20 protein-coding genes are annotated in these 17,965 nt (G+C 64.4%); 11 read left to right on the top strand and 9 right to left on the bottom strand.

Features of this window, described 5'->3' with window-relative positions; all coding sequences use genetic code 11:
- Positions 1-17 precede the first annotated feature (17 nt).
- Both FJ943_RS12275 and FJ943_RS12280 read left to right on the top strand, forming a co-directional pair.
- Positions 18-1,754 (top strand): type I secretion system permease/ATPase, encoded by a 1,737-nt coding sequence (locus FJ943_RS12275; protein ID WP_140721780.1) that lies wholly within the window; start codon positions 18-20, stop codon positions 1,752-1,754.
- 1 nt (position 1,755) lies between these two features.
- Complete coding sequence (locus FJ943_RS12280) at positions 1,756-3,075, top strand: HlyD family type I secretion periplasmic adaptor subunit (protein WP_140721783.1); 1,320 nt, start codon at positions 1,756-1,758, stop codon at positions 3,073-3,075.
- Between the two features lie 67 nt (positions 3,076-3,142).
- On the opposite strand, the gene FJ943_RS12285 is transcribed toward FJ943_RS12280, so the two are convergent.
- The gene (locus tag FJ943_RS12285; RefSeq protein WP_015316146.1) at positions 3,143-4,453 is read right to left on the bottom strand and encodes a hemolysin family protein; all 1,311 of its coding nucleotides are present in this window, start codon (positions 4,451-4,453) and stop codon (positions 3,143-3,145) included.
- 159 nt (positions 4,454-4,612) lie between these two features.
- Positions 4,613-5,320 (bottom strand): LssY C-terminal domain-containing protein, encoded by a 708-nt coding sequence (locus tag FJ943_RS12290; protein WP_140721786.1) that lies wholly within the window; start codon positions 5,318-5,320, stop codon positions 4,613-4,615.
- A gap of 111 nt (positions 5,321-5,431) precedes the next feature.
- Between FJ943_RS12290 and FJ943_RS12295 the strand changes: the two genes are divergently transcribed.
- Entirely contained in the window at positions 5,432-6,142 is a 711-nt protein-coding gene (locus FJ943_RS12295; protein ID WP_140721789.1) for a gamma-glutamylcyclotransferase, read from the top strand.
- A gap of 7 nt (positions 6,143-6,149) precedes the next feature.
- Here FJ943_RS12295 and FJ943_RS12300 read toward each other — a convergent pair whose 3' ends face one another.
- The 4 genes from FJ943_RS12300 to FJ943_RS12315 form a co-directional block, all read right to left on the bottom strand.
- Positions 6,150-6,971, bottom strand: coding sequence for an extensin family protein (locus FJ943_RS12300; protein WP_140721792.1), 822 nt, complete (start codon positions 6,969-6,971; stop codon positions 6,150-6,152).
- A gap of 146 nt (positions 6,972-7,117) precedes the next feature.
- Positions 7,118-7,369, bottom strand: coding sequence for a hypothetical protein (locus tag FJ943_RS12305; RefSeq protein ID WP_140664928.1), 252 nt, complete (start codon positions 7,367-7,369; stop codon positions 7,118-7,120).
- A 174-nt stretch (positions 7,370-7,543) separates the two neighbouring features.
- Complete coding sequence (locus tag FJ943_RS12310) at positions 7,544-8,587, bottom strand: extensin family protein (protein ID WP_181171218.1); 1,044 nt, start codon at positions 8,585-8,587, stop codon at positions 7,544-7,546.
- A 200-nt stretch (positions 8,588-8,787) separates the two neighbouring features.
- Positions 8,788-9,213: a DUF3775 domain-containing protein gene (locus FJ943_RS12315; protein ID WP_140664934.1), complete on the bottom strand. Its 426-nt coding sequence runs from the start codon at positions 9,211-9,213 to the stop codon at positions 8,788-8,790.
- Positions 9,214-9,354: 141 nt separating this feature from the next.
- On the opposite strand from FJ943_RS12315, the gene FJ943_RS12320 reads away from it, so the two are divergent.
- A complete protein-coding gene (locus tag FJ943_RS12320; RefSeq protein WP_140617735.1) occupies positions 9,355-9,891 on the top strand; it encodes a tetratricopeptide repeat protein in 537 nt (178 codons plus the stop codon).
- 269 nt (positions 9,892-10,160) lie between these two features.
- Positions 10,161-10,634 carry a transcription elongation factor GreA gene (gene greA, locus FJ943_RS12325; RefSeq protein ID WP_015316152.1) on the top strand — a complete coding sequence of 158 codons (474 nt, stop codon included), beginning with the start codon at positions 10,161-10,163 and terminating at the stop codon, positions 10,632-10,634.
- A gap of 118 nt (positions 10,635-10,752) precedes the next feature.
- Here greA and waaC read toward each other — a convergent pair whose 3' ends face one another.
- Genes waaC through rfaD form a run of 3 tightly spaced genes read right to left on the bottom strand, consistent with a single transcriptional unit; the run spans position 10,753 to position 13,660 of the window.
- The gene (waaC, locus tag FJ943_RS12330; RefSeq protein ID WP_140713684.1) at positions 10,753-11,733 is read right to left on the bottom strand and encodes a lipopolysaccharide heptosyltransferase I; all 981 of its coding nucleotides are present in this window, start codon (positions 11,731-11,733) and stop codon (positions 10,753-10,755) included.
- The gene (gene waaF / locus FJ943_RS12335; RefSeq protein WP_140721798.1) at positions 11,730-12,737 is read right to left on the bottom strand and encodes a lipopolysaccharide heptosyltransferase II; all 1,008 of its coding nucleotides are present in this window, start codon (positions 12,735-12,737) and stop codon (positions 11,730-11,732) included. Before waaF ends, waaC begins: the two co-directional genes overlap by 4 nt.
- Positions 12,710-13,660, bottom strand: a complete 951-nt coding sequence (rfaD, locus tag FJ943_RS12340; RefSeq protein WP_140721801.1) for an ADP-glyceromanno-heptose 6-epimerase — start codon at positions 13,658-13,660, stop codon at positions 12,710-12,712. The genes waaF and rfaD overlap by 28 nt, the downstream gene beginning before the upstream one ends.
- 144 nt (positions 13,661-13,804) lie before the next feature.
- Between rfaD and FJ943_RS12345 the strand changes: the two genes are divergently transcribed.
- The 6 genes from FJ943_RS12345 (at position 13,805) to gmhB (ending at position 17,963) form a co-directional block, all read left to right on the top strand.
- Entirely contained in the window at positions 13,805-14,041 is a 237-nt protein-coding gene (locus tag FJ943_RS12345) for a type II toxin-antitoxin system Phd/YefM family antitoxin (RefSeq protein ID WP_015316156.1), read from the top strand.
- Positions 14,034-14,510, top strand: a complete 477-nt coding sequence (locus tag FJ943_RS12350) for a hypothetical protein (protein WP_246671859.1) — start codon at positions 14,034-14,036, stop codon at positions 14,508-14,510. The genes FJ943_RS12345 and FJ943_RS12350 overlap by 8 nt, the downstream gene beginning before the upstream one ends.
- Positions 14,489-15,121 carry a LysE family translocator gene (locus tag FJ943_RS12355; RefSeq protein WP_140664945.1) on the top strand — a complete coding sequence of 211 codons (633 nt, stop codon included), beginning with the start codon at positions 14,489-14,491 and terminating at the stop codon, positions 15,119-15,121. The genes FJ943_RS12350 and FJ943_RS12355 overlap by 22 nt, the downstream gene beginning before the upstream one ends.
- A gap of 136 nt (positions 15,122-15,257) precedes the next feature.
- Complete coding sequence (gene rfaE1, locus FJ943_RS12360) at positions 15,258-16,751, top strand: D-glycero-beta-D-manno-heptose-7-phosphate kinase (protein WP_140721803.1); 1,494 nt, start codon at positions 15,258-15,260, stop codon at positions 16,749-16,751.
- Between the two features lie 8 nt (positions 16,752-16,759).
- Entirely contained in the window at positions 16,760-17,332 is a 573-nt protein-coding gene (locus tag FJ943_RS12365; protein WP_015316160.1) for an SIS domain-containing protein, read from the top strand.
- A complete protein-coding gene (gene gmhB / locus FJ943_RS12370) occupies positions 17,325-17,963 on the top strand; it encodes a D-glycero-beta-D-manno-heptose 1,7-bisphosphate 7-phosphatase (RefSeq protein ID WP_140713698.1) in 639 nt (212 codons plus the stop codon). Before FJ943_RS12365 ends, gmhB begins: the two co-directional genes overlap by 8 nt.
- Positions 17,964-17,965 lie beyond the last annotated feature (2 nt).

Genomic DNA, 17,965 nt, shown 5'->3' on the forward strand with positions numbered 1-17,965 from the left:
CGGCGGGAAATGCGGAAATGACTGGACCGTCCGGCCTGCGTCCGGTCTTCCTGCGCGCTATCGCCGATGTCGGCGTCTTCTCGCTGCTGATCAACATCCTGCTGTTGGTGATTCCGCTCTACCTGCTGCAGGTGTATGACCGCGTGCTGCCGTCCTCCAGCGCCGAGACGCTTGTCTATCTGTCAGCTATCGCGGTGCTCGCGCTCGCCTTCCTCGGGCTGCTGGACGCGATCCGCGCCGTCTACACGCAGCGCGTCGCGGCGACCGTCGACCGCAAGCTGGGTGCCAGCACCTTCGCCGTTTCGCTCGGCGCGAGATATGCCGGCGGCCTGTCGCCGCTGCGCGATCTCGCTTCGGTCTGCGCCTTCATCAGGTCACGCGGCGTGGCGGTGCTGTTCGACCTGCCTTTCGCCCCTGTCTTCCTCGCCTTGCTCTATCTCATCCATCCGGTGCTGTTCTGGGTGACGGTCGCCGGCGCGGTGCTTCTGCTATTCCTCGTCGTGGCCAACCAGCTTGCGATCGGCAGGAACGATGCCTTGTCCGCGGAGCGTTCGGCGTTGGCCAGCCAGGCGGAACAGGCCTTTGCCCGCAATGCCGAGACGCTGCGAGCCATGGGCATGGTGCGGAATGCCTCGCTGGTCTGGGGACGGCACGTGGCGGCGGCGCTCACTTTCCATGACCGTTCCTCGAGCGCCAACGCGATCTTCAGCGGCGCCTCGCGGGCGCTGCGCATGATGCTGCAGTTGGCGATCCTCGGCGCCGGCGCATGGCTGGTGCTGCAGGGGCAGATGACGGCCGGCATGATCTTCGCCTCCTCGCTGGTGTCGTCGCGCGCGCTGCAGCCGCTCGACCAGTTGATCGGCGCCTGGCGGCAGATCGCCGATGCGCGGCGGGCGTGGACGCGGCTGGAAAAAGCGCTCGCAATGGGTCCGGCGGAGCCGCGAAAACTGATCCTGCCCGATCCGGCCGGCGCGATTTCCGTGCAGGACGTCTTCTTCATGGCGCCGAACGCCCAGCCCGGCACGGAACCCATCCTCAAGCGGCTCAACTTTGCGATCGGCGCGGGCGAAGCGCTGGCCGTCGTCGGCCCGAGCGGGGCCGGCAAATCGACACTGGCGCGGTTGCTCGTAGGGGCCGCCCAACCGACCGGCGGCTCAATCAGGATCGACGGCGCCGACCTCAGGACCTGGGACGAAAGCCAGCTTGGAAAGCATGTCGGCTACCTCGCGCAGGAGGTTGAGCTCTTTCCTGGATCGATCGCGCAAAACGTCGCCCGCTTCGACCCGCAAGCGGACGACGCCGCGATCGTCGAGGCGGCAAGGCGCGCCCAGGTGCACGAGCTGATCCTGGCGCAGCGCGACGGCTACCAGACCATGATCGGCCCGTCGGACAGGGCGCTGTCGGGGGGCGAGCGCCAGCGAATCGGCCTGGCGCGCGCCTTCTACGGAAATCCGCGGCTCCTGGTACTCGACGAGCCCAGCTCCCATCTCGACGGCAGCGGCGAGGCCGCGCTCGAGGCGGTGCTTTCGGCCGCGCGAGCGGCGGGCGTCACGGTCATCGTGGTCACCCATCGCCCTTCGATCGCCGCCGCTTGCGCCCGCGTGATGCTTTTGCGCGGCGGCATGGTCGAAGCCTTCGGCCCTGGCGACGAGGTGCTGCGGCGTTCGGTCATCGGCAAGGCCCCCCAGCAGAGCACGGTGGTGACCGGGTCATTCGTCCCGACAATCCGCGCGGGTGGCAGTTTCGGATCGTGAGATGACGACACAGAGCCTCGCCTGGGACAGCCAGCCGCGCACCGACATAAGACGCGTGGCCCTGACCGGCTACGTCGCCATAGCGGTGCTGGCGGGCGGCTTCGGCTATTGGGCCGTCAGCGCTCCCTTGTCGGGAGCGGTGATCACGCAAGGCACGATCTCGGCGACCGGCGGAAACATCCGCATCCAGCATCGCGAGGGCGGGATCATCAGGGAATTACCGGTCCATGAAGGCGATCGCGTGCAACAGGGCCAGGACCTGGTCGTGCTGGACCCAACGGCCGCGCAGGCCGAGCTCAACCGGCTGGTGAGGCAGTCGATCGCGCTCAGGGCAAGTGCGGCGCGGCTGGAGGCGGAACGCGACGGATTGGACAGGATGGCGCCCATCACCGAAGCGGCGCCGGCACCTTTCCAGCACGATTTCGAGATCCTGGTTCGCGAACAGCAAAAGGAATTCGACGCCAGGCTGGCCCGGTTCCGGTCGGAAAAATCGATCCTGGCACAACGCGTCGCCATGCATCGGCAGTCGGTGGTGGGGTTGCAGGCCCAGCAACAGGCCATTCAGCAGCAAGCCGACGTCGTGAAGAACGAACTCGGCATCAAGACCGGCCTGCTGGACAAGGGCCTCACCAACCGCACCGAGTACTCCCAGCTATTGCGCAGCGAGGCCGATCTCGTCGGGCAGGCCGGGGCGCTGGAGGCCAATCTGGCGACGGCCAACACCCAGATCGTCGAGGCCCAGGAGCAGATCGAGCGCCAGACCACGCAACGCGTCGAGGAGGCGCTGACGAAGCTGGACGACGTTCGCTCCAATCTGGCCGATGTCGAGGAGCAGACCAGGGCGGCGGAGGCGGTGCTGCGGCGCACGACGATCAAGGCGCCGGCGGCAGGCATCGTGGTGTCGTCGGCCTATAATTCCAAGGGAAGCGTGATCGCCCCAGGCGAAAAGATCATGGAGATCCTGCCCACGGCATCGGGCCTCGTCGTCGATGCAAGGCTGCGGCCGAAAGACCTCGATCAGGTCCGTGTCGGCCAGCCGGCGAAGCTGCGGCTGTCGGCCTTGAATGCGCGGCTCACTCCCGAGGTCTCAGCCACGGTGGCGCAAATCTCAGCGGACCGGCTCGTCGACGAGGCAACGCATGAGCCCTATTTCCGAGCCAAGCTGAGGATCGCGGCCGACCTGCCGCCCGGCGTAAAGCCCGAGCAGCTTTATCCCGGAACGCCAGTCGAGGCGTTCATCAACACCGGTGATCGGACTTTCCTGGAGTATCTGGCACGGCCGATGCTCGATTCCTTCGCCCGCGCCTTTACCGAGCGGTAGAGCTCGCGGTCCGCGCAGTATATTGGCCGCCGTCGAGGGCCGCCGGACCGAAACCAGGCATATGCCGTCAGCGCACCATCTCGCGGTGACCGCTGGGCAGGCGGGTGGCGATCAGCTTATCGATGCGGCGGCCATCGAGGTCGACGACCTCGAAACGCCAGCCCTGCGCGTCGACACATTCGCCGGTCGCCGGCAGATGGTGCATGTGCGACAGCACATAGCCGGCGACGGTCTCGTAGTCGCGGTTCTCCGGCAGGTCGATGCCGAGCACCTCGGCCATCTCGTCGGCCTGCATGTAGCCGGCGAGAAGCCATGAGCCGTCGTCGCGCTGGACAGCGTTTTCTTCCTCGCCGGCCTCGAGATCCGAGCGGAAGACGCCGGTGATGGCTTCTAGGATGTCGGCGGGGGTGACGATGCCTTCGAAGTGGCCGTATTCGTCATGCACCAGCGCCATCGGCACGTCGCTCTCCTTCAGCTTCTGCAACACATCAAGCGCATCGGCCTGATCGTGCACGATCGGTGCCGCGCGCACATATTTGCGCGGGTCGAGCGCGCGGCCGCCGAGCAGTGCGGCCAGCACGTCGCGCGTCTGGATGACGCCGATCATGGCGTCCACCCCGCCGTCGCCGGCGGGCAGGCGCGAATGCTGGGTGTCCATCAGAAGCTTGCGGATCGTGGCGTCATCGGACTGCAGGTTGATCCAGTCGACATCGGTGCGGGGTGACATGACGGCGCGCACGGCGCGGTCGCCAAGCCGCATGACGCCGGCGATCATGCGCCGCTCGTCGGATTCGATAGTGCCGTGATGCTCGGCCTCAGCGACCAGCATCTTGATCTCCTCGTCGGTGACCTTTTCCTCGCTTTCGCCGCGCTGGCCGAGCAGCCAGAGCACGGCACGGCCCGAAATATCGAGCAGGAAGACCAGAGGGGCCGAGATGGTGGCCAGGATGGTCATTGCCGGCGCCGCCCGTGCCGCGACCCGCTCGGGATCGCGCAACGCGATCTGCTTGGGCACGAGTTCGCCGATAATCAGCGAGGCATAGGTGATGATGGCCACGACGATGCCGACGCCGAGCGGGTCTGCTATGTTCTCGCGGATGCCTGCCGTAGCCAGATATTGCGCCAGCCTCTGGCCGAGCGTGGCGCCGGAAAAGGCACCCGAGAGCACGCCGACCAGCGTGATGCCGATCTGCACGGAGGACAGGAATTTGCCGGGATTGGAGCCAAGCGCCAAAGCGCGGCCGGCACCCTTGACGTTGCGGTCGATCATCGCCTTCAGGCGAGCCGGCCGCGATGAGACGATGGCGAGTTCGGACATCGACAGAAGGCCGTTCACGCAGATGAGGACGACCACGGTGGCGATTTCAACGTATAGCATGAGGGCTCAATAGCATTGCCGCACGGCTTTCGAAAATAGTCGGCGGCCATTTTAGAAAGATGACAGCGGATGCGGGTGGATCAGACAGCATCCCAGGGCGGCGCGCCTTCGAGAAGGGGCCGTTCGGCAAGATCGTCATCGCGACGACCTGACCTGCCGTCACGGCAACTGCTTCAGCACGCCGACGACCGCCTTGCCGTCGGTGAAATAAGGGTCGCCGCCGCCATTGCGGCCGCTCCGGGTGGGGCCGATGCCCGCCAGGCCGCTGGTCGAGGCCAACAGGCCGGCGGCATTGAGATCGCCGATCATAAAGTCGCGCTCGGCATCGAGGTCGGGACCGATGTGATGGGTGATGGCGCCCGTGTCATGGCTCAGACCGACGCCGCGATCGAAGCTGGCGGCACCCAGCCAGAGCGGCCTGCCATCGTCGCCAACCATATCCGTTCGCCAAAAACGGACGTGATGGCGCCGGTCGGCACTGTCGCCGACCGGCTTTTCGAAAGCGAGTTCCTGGGCGCGGCCTTCGAACAGCAGACGGCTTATCGGTGCGTCGGGATAGGGGCGGGAAAACAGTACACTTTCGCCGATGTCGATGGCGGTTCTCAAGGTGACGGCGTCGGCGGTGTCCCAGCCGGCGACGGCGAAAGCGTGCACCAGCTCCTTCTCCGTGCCGATCAGGCCGACATTGATGGGGTCGCCGGGAATGCCTTGCGACGTGTGGGTGACCATCTCGAAATGCCGATCGCGAAAGCCGCGATCACGGAATGTCCAGAATTCCGGCGCCGCGACATAGGCGAGCGCCAGATAGCCGCCCAGCACGGCCACTACCCAGATCGCAATGCGTCGCTGGAGGCTTCGTTGGCTCATAAAGGCGGCTCGATCCGAGCGCTATCTGTTGCCTGACGGTTCCCTGGAAATCAATGGCCAGAGATGAGCAGACGGTTTATCGTAAGCCATCATTTTTTCGTGGGGGCGGGAATGAAACGGAAGCCGACGGGCCCGAGAACGATGGCGTTGACCGCGGATCTTGTCGCCCGGGTCGAGCGCGTCGAACTGGATCCCGGGCCTGAGCCTGGAACGGCCGAGCACACCAACGCGGAGTTCGATGAGTTGGTCGCTCGACTGCTCGCCGAATATCGGCCCGAAATGCTATGGGTCTTCGCCTATGGTTCGTTGATCTGGAATCCCGAATTCGTTCCTGTCGAGCAGCGCCCGGCGACGGCGCCTGGATGGCACCGTTCGTTCTGCCTGAAGCTGACGCGTTGGCGGGGCACGCGCGAATTGCCTGCCCTGATGCTGGCGCTGGACCGCGGCGGCAGCTGCAACGGGATCGTCTACCGGCTTCCCGATGAAGATCATTTCGGGCAGCTCGGCCAGCTGATGCGCCGGGAAATCGATGCCAACCCACCAACCAACGTGCCCTGCTGGATCAAGGTCAAGACCAAGCAGGGTCCGCTGCGCGCTCTGGCTTTCGTCGCCGCGCCGGGTGGCAAGGCCTATGCCGGACGGTTGCCGTTGGAGCAGGTTGCGGACACGCTGGCGCGAGCCGCCGGACACTGGGGGTCGTCGGCGCAGTATCTGTTCCGGACCGTCAGCAAGCTGGAAGAAAGCGGTATTCGCGACAAGAATCTCTGGCGCATCCAGGATCTCGTGGCTCGGCAAATTATCGCGTCCACCGGTGACGCATGATCTTTTCCTACCGGCAGGCGCGGTAACCGTTCCTGCGGTTCTTGATGTCGAAATGGAAATGGTTGCGGTGGTCGTAATTGTAGCCGGGGCCGAGCACGGTGGTGAAATACTGGCAGCCGTCGGCGCGCACATTGTTGAGGAAGCCGCGGGTGCGGAAGGCGAACAGGCCGGGTTTGCGCACGTCGATGTCGTCGCCATTGTTGAGTTCGATGCTCATGACATCGAGCGCGTTGCCCTTGCCGTGCTCCGACAGCACGCCTTCGCCGGCAATGTTGCGGCAGGAGTAGCTTGAGCCCTGGTGGATGGTCCTGACGCCGGAGAAATAGCGCCAGCGGGCGGAGGGAACGAGTTCGTTCTTGGTCCAGGCGGCGAAGGTGGCGGCCATGTCGCAGGTCAGGGTCGCGGCGGGTTTCATCTCGATGCTGCCGATAGCCGTGACCTTGACCGGATAGTCGATGCCGCACTGGCCCTCATGGATCGGTGCCAGATCGGTGTAGGCGACATCGAGGCGCTTCAGCTGCTGGCGGCAATCGGTTTCGCTGGCTGGAATCTGCTCCACCGGCGACATCGGCTCGTCCATGCGCGGATAGGCGGCCTGCGTCATGTAGGGATTGGACGGAACAAGCTTCTGCATGCCCTGATATTGCGGCACGGCCGCGGTCTGCGAGCCGACATCGACGGCAGGCTGCAGCGACAGCACGCTGCCGGTGTTGCAGGCGGAAACGGCGACGAGGGCAAGGCCAGCGGCCACCATCGCTGTACATTTTGCCATCACTGCGCATTTTGATTGGCGCGCGACCGTCTCGGCGGCGCGAAATAGCTCGGCCATGGGCGGAATTCCTATCCCTGATCGGTGGGATTTTAACGATCAAGGGTAAAGGAAAGCTCAGCGTCGGCGCTCACGCCTGCGGCCGAATTGCGGCTAACTCTGTGTAGCACAACGCAAGCGCCGAGTTGCTGAGGTTTGACCCAAGATTATCCGACGCAGATGTCTATCAGGTTGCCATTGTACATGCGCCAGCACAAATCCTTTCCCTTGAAGTGGCGATGCTGGATCTGCTGGTACAGGGGCATGGGCTTCGCCGGCTTTGCAGATTTCTCATGCCTGGGTTGAATTTTCTCATGCCTGTGCTGATCTACGCGTTTTTTGAAATGCGCCGAGGCTGAAGTTATGCCTGGTGCAAATAGCACAGCCATAGACAGGAAAATGAACGCCGCATATTTCATGCTATTTCCCTTCGAGGCCTGTTCACGTGGCAAATGGAATGACCGGCTCCGAGGAGCCTGCATAGCGAATATAGTTAGATCAACTTGCAGCTCTTGAACAGGCATGGAACGGCCAAGAGTTCGATAATTCAAGGCATCGAACTCGAGCCACATTGCGGCTAGCGATCGGCGATTTTATTGGCAGAACGTTCCGCCATGCCGGCGCGGCTCGAGATCGAGATGGAAATGCAAGGAATGGTCCGGGTCGGCGCCTGGGCCGAGCACGGTCTTGAAAGGTCCGCAGGCGGCCTTGCGTACGGCGTCGAGGAATTTGCCGTCTTTTTCCGGCGGCGCCGGCCCGACCTCGATCGTCCTGCCATCGGACAGCGTAAAGCTGGCAATGTCGAGCGCGTTGCCGAAAGCATGTTCCGACAGTTTGCGCGTGCCATTGCGCGGCCGGCAGACGAAGGCCGACGCCTGGCCGATCGATTTCAGGTCAGCGCCGAATTCGGCTTTAGCCGCCGGCTGGATGACGTCGGCGGCAAAACGCGCCGCCGCCTCGGCCATCGGGCAGTTGAGCTCGGTGCCCGGAGCAATCGCGACCGATTTGCCAAGCGACTTCAGCACGATGGGGTAGGGGATCGAGCAGCCGATTTCGGGGTTGCTTTCGGCCTTGTGCTCCTCGAATTCGACCCCGAGTGTCTTCAGGCGCTCGCGGCAGGCGACTTCCTCAGCCGGCATCTTGTCGGCGGGAAGATCGGCCGAGCGTGGATCGGGCAGCATCTTCTCCTCGTCACCTGCTTCCGCCGGCTTTGGCGTTGGCTGCGGGGCGACGGCCGGCGCTTGAGGTTCGGGCGTCGTGGTGGCGGGCTTTGGCGTCGGCGTCGGCGCCACGGCAGGCGGCTCCGGCTCGCTTTCGGTTTCGGCTGGTGGTTCCGGTGGTTTCGGGCTTTTCTGATGGGACTCTTCGTCGCTGGGTAGATCGGGGTCCTTGGGCGGGTTGGGCGCCGCGCCGCTCTTTGGATTTTCAGCGTTCTGATCTTGCGACTTTGGGGTGTCCACTTTCTGAGTGTCCACCGGGCGTGGCTCGGGCACCGGAACATCGGCGGACGGCCGAGCATCCTGCGTTGCCGGCGGTGCCGGATTGGGCGCGAGATGCTGCCTGGCTCGCGCTCTCGACTGCCGCTTGCCGCGCGGTTTCAGCGGCTGATCGGCCCGCTGTGTCAGCGGCTGCTCCACGCGCGGGCTCAGCGGCCCATGGTGTTTGTGACGATGTCTGGCGTCGGCCGGCATGACCAGCAGAGCCGTGACGGCCAAGGCCAATGCAATCCTGTACCCTCGAGAAAAGCTCAGCTTTGCCATCATCCACAAAACGGCGCCGGTCGGCTGAAGTTGCCTGGACAGGCGCTTAGACCCGATCACAATCGGTTACCTCCGCGTTACGCGCCGATCGCTTCCAGTCCCTCTTCCAGCCAGTCGGCGAGCAACGGCATGCCGAGCAGGTATTTTGCCGTGCGCTTGTTGGCGCGCTCGCGTGCCGCGGTTACGGCGTCGGCCCATTCCGAGGCGTCGTAGTCGCCGCGGCCGACCCAGGCCAGCGCGATCAGCTCGGCGGCCTCATCGATATTGAGGTCGTTGATCAGCTCGCGCAGCTCTTCCTCGGTGAGGTTCTCCGAGCTTTCCTCGGCAAGGCCGTCATGGTGGTGGTTGTCATGCGTGTCGCCGTCGAACTCGACCTCGTGTTCGGCGCCGTCGGCATAGTCCTCGTTAACGCCCGCGCTCAGCGCCTTGGCCTTGAGAATGAACAGCCGTACGGTATCGGGGCCGATCGTGAGATCCCAGTCCTTTTCGAGCCGTCGCTGCACGGGCCCTCTCCGTCAGTCGTTTGCCGGATGATACCGGATTTGCGGCATCCGTCACCTAATGTTCTCCAGGCGATCTTTTCCGGGATGAAACGCGGACCGCTCGGCGTTAGTGTTGCATTGTCACACCCTCAGGAGGTTTCCATGCATAAAAGAGTGCTGATCCAGGCGGCGAGCGCGCTTATCGCTCTGCAGTTCCTTGCCGTTCCGGCGTTCGCCGCCGGCAGCAGTGGTGGTAGCGACCAGACTGTCACCCAGTGCAAGAAAGGCGAGGTCTGGGACAAGAAGAAGCAGAAATGCGTACCGCCGAAGGAAGGCATGCTGGACGACGACAGCATCTACGATGCAGGCCATGCGCTGGCGATGGCCGGCCGCTATGACGAGGCGATCTCGGTTCTCGTTCTTGCCGCCAACAAGCAGGATCCGCGCATCCTCAACTATCTCGGCTATTCGCACCGCCATTCCGGCCGCGTCACCGTCGGCCTCGGCTATTACGAGGAAGCGCTGCGCATCGATCCCGATTACACGCTGGTGCGCGAATATCTCGGCGAGGCGCATCTGCAGATCGGCGATCTGGCCGGCGCCCAGCAGCAGCTGATGGAAATCGAAAAGCGCACCGGCAAGGGTTCGCGCGAATACGGCATGCTGTCCGAGCAGATCGACCATTTCATGAGGAGCTGATCGGGCCCTCCTGATGTCTCAAAGCGGCTGCGAGCGATCGCGGCCGTTTTTGTTCGGCTCCGTCCCACGGCCGCCCCTGCTACAAAAGAAGGGATGATTTTTACAAAACCGATTTTTGGGCGTGAAAAGCCCGCAAAGATTGCTATATTCAAGGAAATTGCGGTGAAACGGTTCCGTTAGCCCGAGGCTGCCGGACCGTTTTCTTTTTGTACCCCAACGACAAGGCTTCCCCCGAAATGCGGGGGCGGCAGCAGGAAAGGTCAGGCACTATGAACAAGGTCCCGATGACAGGCGAGGGGTTCGCGTCATTGAAGGAAGAACTGCGTTGGCGCCAGCAGGAAGAGCGGCCTCGCATCATCGAGGCGATCTCCGAGGCGCGCTCGCATGGCGACCTGTCCGAAAATGCCGAATACCATGCCGCCAAAGAGGCGCAGAGCCTCAATGAAGGCCGCATCAACGAGCTCGAGGATTATATCGCGCGCGCCGAAGTGATCGACGTGACCAAGCTTAGCGGCGAAAAGGTCAAGTTCGGCGCCACCGTGGTGCTGGTCGACGAGGACACCGAGGAGAAGAAGACCTACCAGATCGTCGGCGACCAGGAAGCCGACGTGAAATCCGGCCGCATCTCGATCTCCTCGCCCATCGCGCGCGCGCTCATCGGCAAGGAAGTCGGCGACGCCATCGAGGTGAATGCGCCGGGCGGCGCCAGGGGTTACGAGATCGTCCAGGTGCAGTTCATCTGAGGGCGTCGGCTGGGCGCAGCTCCGCGCTGACAGGTGCTATTCGCGCGAGGTTGGCGCCGCCCCTGCCGGCAGGCAGATGAGGGGCAGCGCCAACCCTGCCAATCGTTCGATCGAAAATTCAGTCTTTCCCGGTAGTTGTCCGCCTAAGCTCTAAAAGTCGTTCAGCCTCCGCCATCACGTCCGAGGGCGTCACGCGTCTGCCACCAGGCGCCAGCAACGTCGACGCATACGGCCCGCGCGGTCCGGTCAAACCCGGCTCCGTCGCCAGGAACACGGCGACCGTCGGCAGGCCGAAGGCGCTGGCGAGATGGGTCAGCCCGGTATCGGCGCCGATGACCAGCGTCGAGCGGCCGAGGATGGCGGCGATGGCGTCCAGCGGCGACTTTGGCATCACGACCGTGGCTGGCACGGCCTTGGCGATCGCTTCGGCCACCACCTTCTCCCGTTCGTTCGACCAGGTTGTGACCGGAATCATGCCGCGCTCGACCAGCAGGCGGGCGGTTCCGATCCAGTCCTCGACCGGCCATTTCTTGTCCTCGCGGCTGGTGCCGTGCAGCAGGAACGCGGTCCTGCCGTCGACGCCGGCGATCATGCCCGCTGGCGCCACGATGCCCGAGTCGAGCGTCAAAAGGTCCGGCCGATAGCCGAGCGCCAGCCCGAACAGCCGCCGTGTCCGCTCGATGGCGTGCAGGTCGCGCGGCACCGCATAGGTGATATCATAGAACAGCGTCGCCGAGGGCTCGCGCACGCTCGACCGGTCGAAGCCGGCGATCGGCGCGCGCGCCTGGCGTGCCACCAGGGCCGACTTCAGCAGGCCTTGCGCATCGATGACGAGGTCGTAGCGGCATTTGCGCAAGGTTCGGCGCAAGGCCGCCGCCTCGCGCCAGGTGTTCGTGTCGAAGAGGTTCTTTCGCCAGCGCCTTATCGCCACCGTGTGGATGGTGCCGATCGCCGGATGCAGCGCGAGGATGCCGGCAAACGCCTCCTCCACGCACCAGTCGAAAGCGATATCGGGCCGTGCGCGGCAGGCATCCTGAAGTGCCGGAAAAGTGTGGATGACATCGCCCATCGACGAAGTCTTGACGATCAGTACCTTCATGCCGCGGCCGACACTTCCAGCAGGCGGTCCGCTGCCGCGGCGACCTGCGCGACTTCCAATGTCTTCAGACAGTTGAGATGACCGAGCGGACAGATTTTCCGGTGGCAGGGCGAGCAGGACAGGCCGAGCCAGACCAGTTCGCGACGCTCCGCCAGCGGCGGCGTGTTTTCAGGCGAGGTCGAGCCATAGACGGCCACGATGGATGTACCGACGGCGGCCGCGACATGCATCAGCCCGCTGTCGTTGGAGACCGCGAGCCTTGCCGCCGCGATCAGGTCGATGGCGTCCTCCAGCCGCGTCTGGCCGGCGAGGTCGACGACGCCGGGGGCAAGGGCTGCGATCTCCGCCGTAACGTCGCGGTCGTTCTTCGAACCAAACAGCGCGACCTCCAGGCCCTTGGCCATGAATTCGCGGGCAAGGCCGGCATAGCTCTCGCTTGGCCAGCGCTTGGCCGGGCCGAACTCGGCCCCGGGCATCAGGGCTACGAATTTCCGTGGCGCCAGGCCGAAACGATCGAGCAGGGCGGCCTGGTTTTTCACGTCCACGGTCAGCCGGGGGGCGCGGAAGTTGCCACCCTGGGCGAGGCCGAAATAGGCCTGCGCGGTGCGTCGTTTCACGGCATCGGGCAGCGGCACGATGTCGGTCAAGAGGCCGTAGCGCATTTCACGCAGATGGCCAAAACGGCGCGGGATGCGGGCAAAGAACGGGATCAGCGCCGACTTCCAGCTGCCCGGCAGGACATAGGCCATGTCGTAGCGGCCGCGCAGCAGACGGCCGAAACGGCGGCGATGGCTGAATTCCAGCGCACCCGGCTTCAGCGGAAAGTCGATCTGCTGTCGGATTTCGGGCATGCGCTTGACCAGAGGTGCCGCCCAGGCGGGCGCCAGCACATCGATCGCGGCATCGGGATGGAGTTCCTTCAGCGCCGAGAACAGGCACTGCGCCATCACCATATCGCCCACCCAGCGTGGGCCGATCACGAGGATCGTTGGGCTTTCAGCCATTCGACATAGTCTCTGACGCCGGTTTCTACAGTGCGGAATTGCCCGTTATAGCCGGCCGCGCGCAAGCGGGACATATCAGCCTGGGTAAAACTCTGGTAGCTGCCCTTGAGGTGGTCGGGGAAGGGGATGAACTCGATCTCGCCCTTGCCCAGCGTGTCGATGACCGTTTCGGCGATCGCACGGAACGGCTGCGCGCGGCCGGTGCCGCAGTTGAAGATGCCGCTGGCGCCGCGCTTCCACAGCCACAAATTGACGTCGGCGACATCGCCGACATGGATGAAGTCGCGGCTCTGTTCGCCCGGCCCGAAGCCATCGTAAGCGCCGAACAGCTTTGGATTCTCGCCGCGCTCGACCTGGTTGAACAGATGGAAGGCGACCGAGGCCATGGCCCCTTTATGCGCCTCGCGCGGGCCATAGACATTGAAGTAGCGCAAGCCGGCGACCTGCGAATGATCGCTGTCGAAGACCGTGCGCCTGACATAATCGTCGAAGAGTTTCTTGGAATAGGCATAGACGTTGAGCGGCCGCTCCAGCGCCGGCTCCTCGCGAAATTCGGCGCCGCCGCCATAGACCGAAGCGGAGGAGGCATAGAGGAAGGGCACGCGCAGCGCCTGGCAGGCATGCAGCAGCCGTTTCGAATAGGCGTAATTCACCTCCATCATGAACTTGCCGTTCCACTCGGTGGTGGTCGAGCAGGCCCCCTGATGGAAGACGACCTCGACGCGGCCAAGCGAGCCGGCCTCCATGCCGGCCAGGAAATCATCCTTGTCGAGATAGTCGGCTATCGTCAAATCGGCCAGGTTGGCGATCTTGTGGCCGTCGGTGAGATCGTCGACGACCAGGATGTCGTCATGGCCTTCCGCATTGAGCGCGGCGACGATGTTGGAGCCGATCATGCCGGCGCCGCCCGTGACGATGATCATGAAGGCCTCTGGTTGCGTGCGATTCCGGTCCTTATAAGGGAGGCTGGCCGGGCTGTCGACAAAGCAGGCGGTCGCTCGGGGCTCGCCCGCTCAGGCTTGTCTGTTTTGTCCATTTTGTCTATTATAGGCAAAACGGAGTTTCCAATGAAACACTATCCATCCACTGATCTGAAACAGAATCTCGGCGATGTGCTCGCGGCTGCCAGCCAGCAGCCGGTCTCCATCACTCGTCACAACAAGCCGAGATACGTCCTGATGAGCATCGAGGCCTACGAAGCGCGCTTCGGCAACGATAGCCGTCGCGTCTACGCGGCCGAGGATGCACCGCTGCAACATGTCGAGATGCTGGAGGAGTACGCCGCGGAATTGGACCGTGATTAAGCCCGTGGCCGCGGACGTCTGGCGATATCCATATCTGTGGCATCGCCAACATGGAGACGGCGAGACCGAAGGCCGCAAGGCGAGGTCTGTCGCCTTCGTCGCCGTTCTTCCCGGAAAAGCCGAAGGGACGAACCTTTTCATCCTTGCAATCACCTCCACCCAGCCGGGCCGTGATCGCGTCGCGGTTGGCGTTCCTGAAATTGAACGCCGCCGCGCCGGCCTTGACGCTATCCCGCTTTGGATCATAGTCGACGAGTACAATCACGATATTCTGGAATCGTCGGCTTATTTCGAACCGGGTGCGCGTATCGGCGCATTCAGTCCGTCATTCCACAAAAAAGTCATGTCGGCTTTCATGGCAACTGTTCGCGCAGGCCAATCCAAAGCCATCCACGGGCTGACTGAAAGGCCTGCAATCGGGCAGGGCAGGATCATGAGGGACAAGAAATGCCGCCGACCGAACTGCTGATCGCGTTTTTCGCCACCACGGCGATCTTCGCCTACATTCCGGGCCCCGCCATGCTTTATGCCGCCGCGCAGACGATGGCGCGGGGGCGCTGGTCGGGGCTGACGGCGGCACTCGGCATTCATCTCGGCGGCTATGTCCATGTCTTTGCCGCCGCAGCCGGCTTGTCAGTGCTGTTCCACGCCGTGCCGCCGCTCTACATGGCCGTCAAGCTGGTCGGCGCGCTGTACCTGATCTGGTTGGGTATCTCGCTGTTTCGCAAGCGCGTGGAGGGCGACGTGGCGCTGCCGGCGATCACCCGCAAATCGGCCCGCCGGGCGTTTTTCGAGAGCATCACCGTCGAGGTACTCAATCCCAAGACCGCGATCTTCTTCATGGCGTTCCTGCCGCAGTTCATCGATGCCTCGGCGGGGTTGCCGGTCTGGGTGCAATTCGTGGTGCTGGGCACCATCGTCAACCTGATGTTCTCGTCGGCCGATGTCGTGTGCGTGTTCCTGGCCGGCCTCGTGATCGGCCGGCTGCGGAGTTCGAGCCGTGCGCAGCGGCTGATGCAGAAGGCCGGCGGCGCGGTGCTGGTCGGGCTGGGCGTCCACGTCGCCTTGCAGAAGGCCTGACCTGTCCGGGTTTGCCTCCGCCCCGGCGTTGCGCTGGTGCCCAATTGCGGTATATCGACAGGCATGACCGGCCGGCCTCGCAAATCTGGTGTTTCGACCTATCCGAGATCGGCGTTTCCCGCGCGTGGCAGATGACATGATCAAGCACAATCCGCCTTCACCCGAGCCCCTGCATCGCGCCATTGCGCGCTTCGGCGACGTCGCCGTGCTGGTGGTCGGCGATATCATCCTCGACCGCTTCGTCAATGGCGTCATCGAGCGGATCTCGCCGGAAGCGCCGATCCCGGTGCTGCATGGGCGTGGCGAAAGCTCGGCGATGGGCGGCGCCGGCAACGTCGTGGCCAACATCGTCTCGCTTGGCGCGCGCGCCATTCCGGTCTCGGTGATCGGCACTGATCCCGCCGGTGACAGTCTGGTGCGGATGCTGGGCGAGCTTGGCGCCGAGACAGTGGGCCTTTCACAGCAGCGCGGCCGCATGACCTCGTCAAAGAGCCGCTTCAGCGCGCTCAACCAGCAGGTGCTGCGTTTCGACGAGGAAGAGATCAAGCCGCTCGGCGAAGCGGAACGGGCGGAGCTGATCCGCCGTTTCCGGAACGCATTGCAGCAGGCCGACATCGTTATCCTGTCCGACTACGGCAAGGGCATATTGCTGGACGGCGTCGCCGCCGAATTGATCGCCATCTGCCGCGAGGCGGGCAAGCCGGTGCTGGTCGACCCGAAGGGCCGCGACTACGCGCGCTACGCCGGGGCGACCGCCGTCACCCCCAACCGCAAGGAGCTTGGCGAGGCCGTCGGCCATGCGGTGTTCGCCGATGACGAGATCGTTGCCGCGGCACGGGAACTGATTGCGGCGCATGGCTTCGACTTCGTCGTCGCCACGCGCAGCGAGAAGGGCATGAGTGTGGTCGGTCCCGACGAGGCGAGCCACATCGCCACCCAGGCACGTGAGGTGTTCGATGTCTCGGGCGCTGGCGATACGGTGATCGCGAGCTTCGCGCTGGCACTTGCCGCCGGTGCCGATCCTGTCGCCGCTGCCTCCATCGCCAACGCCGCCGGCGGCGTCGTGGTCGGGAAACGCGGCACCGCGCGACTGAGCGTCGAGGAACTCACCGGCGCGCTGTTCCGCTCGCACGGACCGACCGCGCACAAGGACGCTATCCTGGACGCCACTTCGGCCGCGCGCATGGTGGCGGGATGGAAGGCGGAGGGCCTGAGCGTCGGCTTCACCAATGGCTGCTTCGATATCCTGCATGCCGGCCATGTTAGCCTGCTGCACGCAGCGCGCAGCCAGTGCGACCGGCTGGTGCTCGGGCTCAACAGCGATGCCTCGGTGCGGCGGCTGAAAGGGCCGGGCCGCCCGGTCAACGACCAGCATGACCGCGCCTGCGTGCTTGCCGCGCTCGCTTCGGTCGATGCCGTCATTGTCTTCGATGAGGATACGCCGCTGGCTCTGATCGAGGCGCTTCTGCCCGACATACTGGTCAAGGGCGCGGACTACACGATCGACACCGTGATCGGCGCCGATGTGGTGCAAAAGGCGGGCGGGCGCGTCGTTCTGGTCGATCTCGTCGCCGGCAAGAGCACCACTGGCACCATCGGCAAACTGCGCGCCGGCGGCGCCACCAACTGAGGGAATTCATGTCCGAATTGAACGACTACCTGGTCCGCTCGGCGGCCGCCATCACCGCCACGGTAGAGCGAGATCTGACCGGCGAAATGGACCTTGCGGTGAATGCTGTCGTGGCGGCGCTTTCCCAGGGAAAGGCCTTGCTGGTCTGCGGCAATGGCGGCTCGGCCAGCGACGCCATCCATATCGCCACCGAACTGGTCGGTCGCTTCCTGAAGGAACGCAAGGCCTACAATGTGATCGCTCTGCCGGCCAACGCCGGGATGCTGACCGCCTGGGGCAATGATTACGGCTTCGACACGGTGTTTTCGCGCCAGGTCGAAGCGCATGGCGCCGCGGGCGGCGTGCTTTTGGCAATCTCGACCAGCGGCAATTCGCCGAGCATTCTCGCCGCGGCCGAACAGGCGCGCATGATGGACATGACGGTGATCAGCCTGACCGGCGATACCGGCGGCAAGCTCAAGCCGCTCACCGACATCCTGCTCAACGTCCCCTCGACCTCGACGCCGATCATCCAGCAGGGGCATCTGTGCCTCTATCACTATCTGTGCGAGGTGGTCGAAGCGCGCCTGTCGAATGGCTGACGAAACAGCGCCGTTTCCGCTGGCCGAGCCGGGCCTGTGGGTGGAGCAGGTCGGCGGGCGGGTTTTTCCCGCACGCTCGCCGGCGCTGTTCCTGGACCGTGACGGCACCATCAATGTCGACACCGACTATCCCAGCGACCCGGACGAGATAGAACTCAGGCCGCAGATGCTGCCGGCGATCGCCGCCGCCAACCGGATCGGCATTCCGGTGGTCGTGGTCACCAATCAGTCCGGCATCGCGCGGGGCTATTTCGACTGGGGCGTCTTTGCCGCGGTAAACGACCGCGTGCTCCATTTGCTGGACAGGCAGGGCGCGTTCGTCGACATGGTGCTGGCCTGCGCCTATCACGAGGCGGGCGTCGGGCCGCTCGCCATAACGGACCATCCGATGCGCAAGCCCAATCCGGGCATGCTGATCGAGGCGGGCAGGCGCCTTGATCTTGACCTCCAGCGCTCCCTGATGGTCGGCGACAAGCTGGCCGACATGCAGGCGGCCCAACGCGCAGGGCTGGCACAGGGCTGGCTGGTCGACGGTGAGGCGGCGCTTCAGCCTGGCTTCGCCATCAGGCGCTTGCATGACGACCACGATCTCGGCGGCCTGCTCGCCGCTATCGACGCGCTCGGATCGTAGGG

Source organism: Mesorhizobium sp. B2-3-10 (assembly GCF_006442275.1).
Taxonomy (GTDB): Bacteria; Pseudomonadota; Alphaproteobacteria; order Rhizobiales; family Rhizobiaceae; genus Mesorhizobium; species Mesorhizobium australicum.

Excerpts from the sequence above, each read along its gene's own strand:
- FJ943_RS12275 (WP_140721780.1), top strand. The coding sequence starts at position 18 with ATGACTGGACCGTCCGGCCTGCGTCCGGTCTTCCTGCGCGCTATCGCC.
- FJ943_RS12280 (WP_140721783.1), top strand. The coding sequence starts at position 1,756 with ATGACGACACAGAGCCTCGCCTGGGACAGCCAGCCGCGCACCGACATA.
- FJ943_RS12285 (WP_015316146.1), bottom strand. The coding sequence starts at position 4,453 with ATGCTATACGTTGAAATCGCCACCGTGGTCGTCCTCATCTGCGTGAAC.
- FJ943_RS12290 (WP_140721786.1), bottom strand. The coding sequence starts at position 5,320 with ATGAGCCAACGAAGCCTCCAGCGACGCATTGCGATCTGGGTAGTGGCC.
- FJ943_RS12295 (WP_140721789.1), top strand. The coding sequence starts at position 5,432 with ATGAAACGGAAGCCGACGGGCCCGAGAACGATGGCGTTGACCGCGGAT.
- FJ943_RS12300 (WP_140721792.1), bottom strand. The coding sequence starts at position 6,971 with ATGGCCGAGCTATTTCGCGCCGCCGAGACGGTCGCGCGCCAATCAAAA.
- FJ943_RS12305 (WP_140664928.1), bottom strand. The coding sequence starts at position 7,369 with ATGAAATATGCGGCGTTCATTTTCCTGTCTATGGCTGTGCTATTTGCA.
- FJ943_RS12320 (WP_140617735.1), top strand. The coding sequence starts at position 9,355 with ATGCATAAAAGAGTGCTGATCCAGGCGGCGAGCGCGCTTATCGCTCTG.
- greA (WP_015316152.1), top strand. The coding sequence starts at position 10,161 with ATGAACAAGGTCCCGATGACAGGCGAGGGGTTCGCGTCATTGAAGGAA.
- waaC (WP_140713684.1), bottom strand. The coding sequence starts at position 11,733 with ATGAAGGTACTGATCGTCAAGACTTCGTCGATGGGCGATGTCATCCAC.
- waaF (WP_140721798.1), bottom strand. The coding sequence starts at position 12,737 with ATGGCTGAAAGCCCAACGATCCTCGTGATCGGCCCACGCTGGGTGGGC.
- rfaD (WP_140721801.1), bottom strand. The coding sequence starts at position 13,660 with ATGATCATCGTCACGGGCGGCGCCGGCATGATCGGCTCCAACATCGTC.
- FJ943_RS12345 (WP_015316156.1), top strand. The coding sequence starts at position 13,805 with ATGAAACACTATCCATCCACTGATCTGAAACAGAATCTCGGCGATGTG.
- FJ943_RS12355 (WP_140664945.1), top strand. The coding sequence starts at position 14,489 with ATGCCGCCGACCGAACTGCTGATCGCGTTTTTCGCCACCACGGCGATC.
- rfaE1 (WP_140721803.1), top strand. The coding sequence starts at position 15,258 with ATGATCAAGCACAATCCGCCTTCACCCGAGCCCCTGCATCGCGCCATT.
- FJ943_RS12365 (WP_015316160.1), top strand. The coding sequence starts at position 16,760 with ATGTCCGAATTGAACGACTACCTGGTCCGCTCGGCGGCCGCCATCACC.
- gmhB (WP_140713698.1), top strand. The coding sequence starts at position 17,325 with ATGGCTGACGAAACAGCGCCGTTTCCGCTGGCCGAGCCGGGCCTGTGG.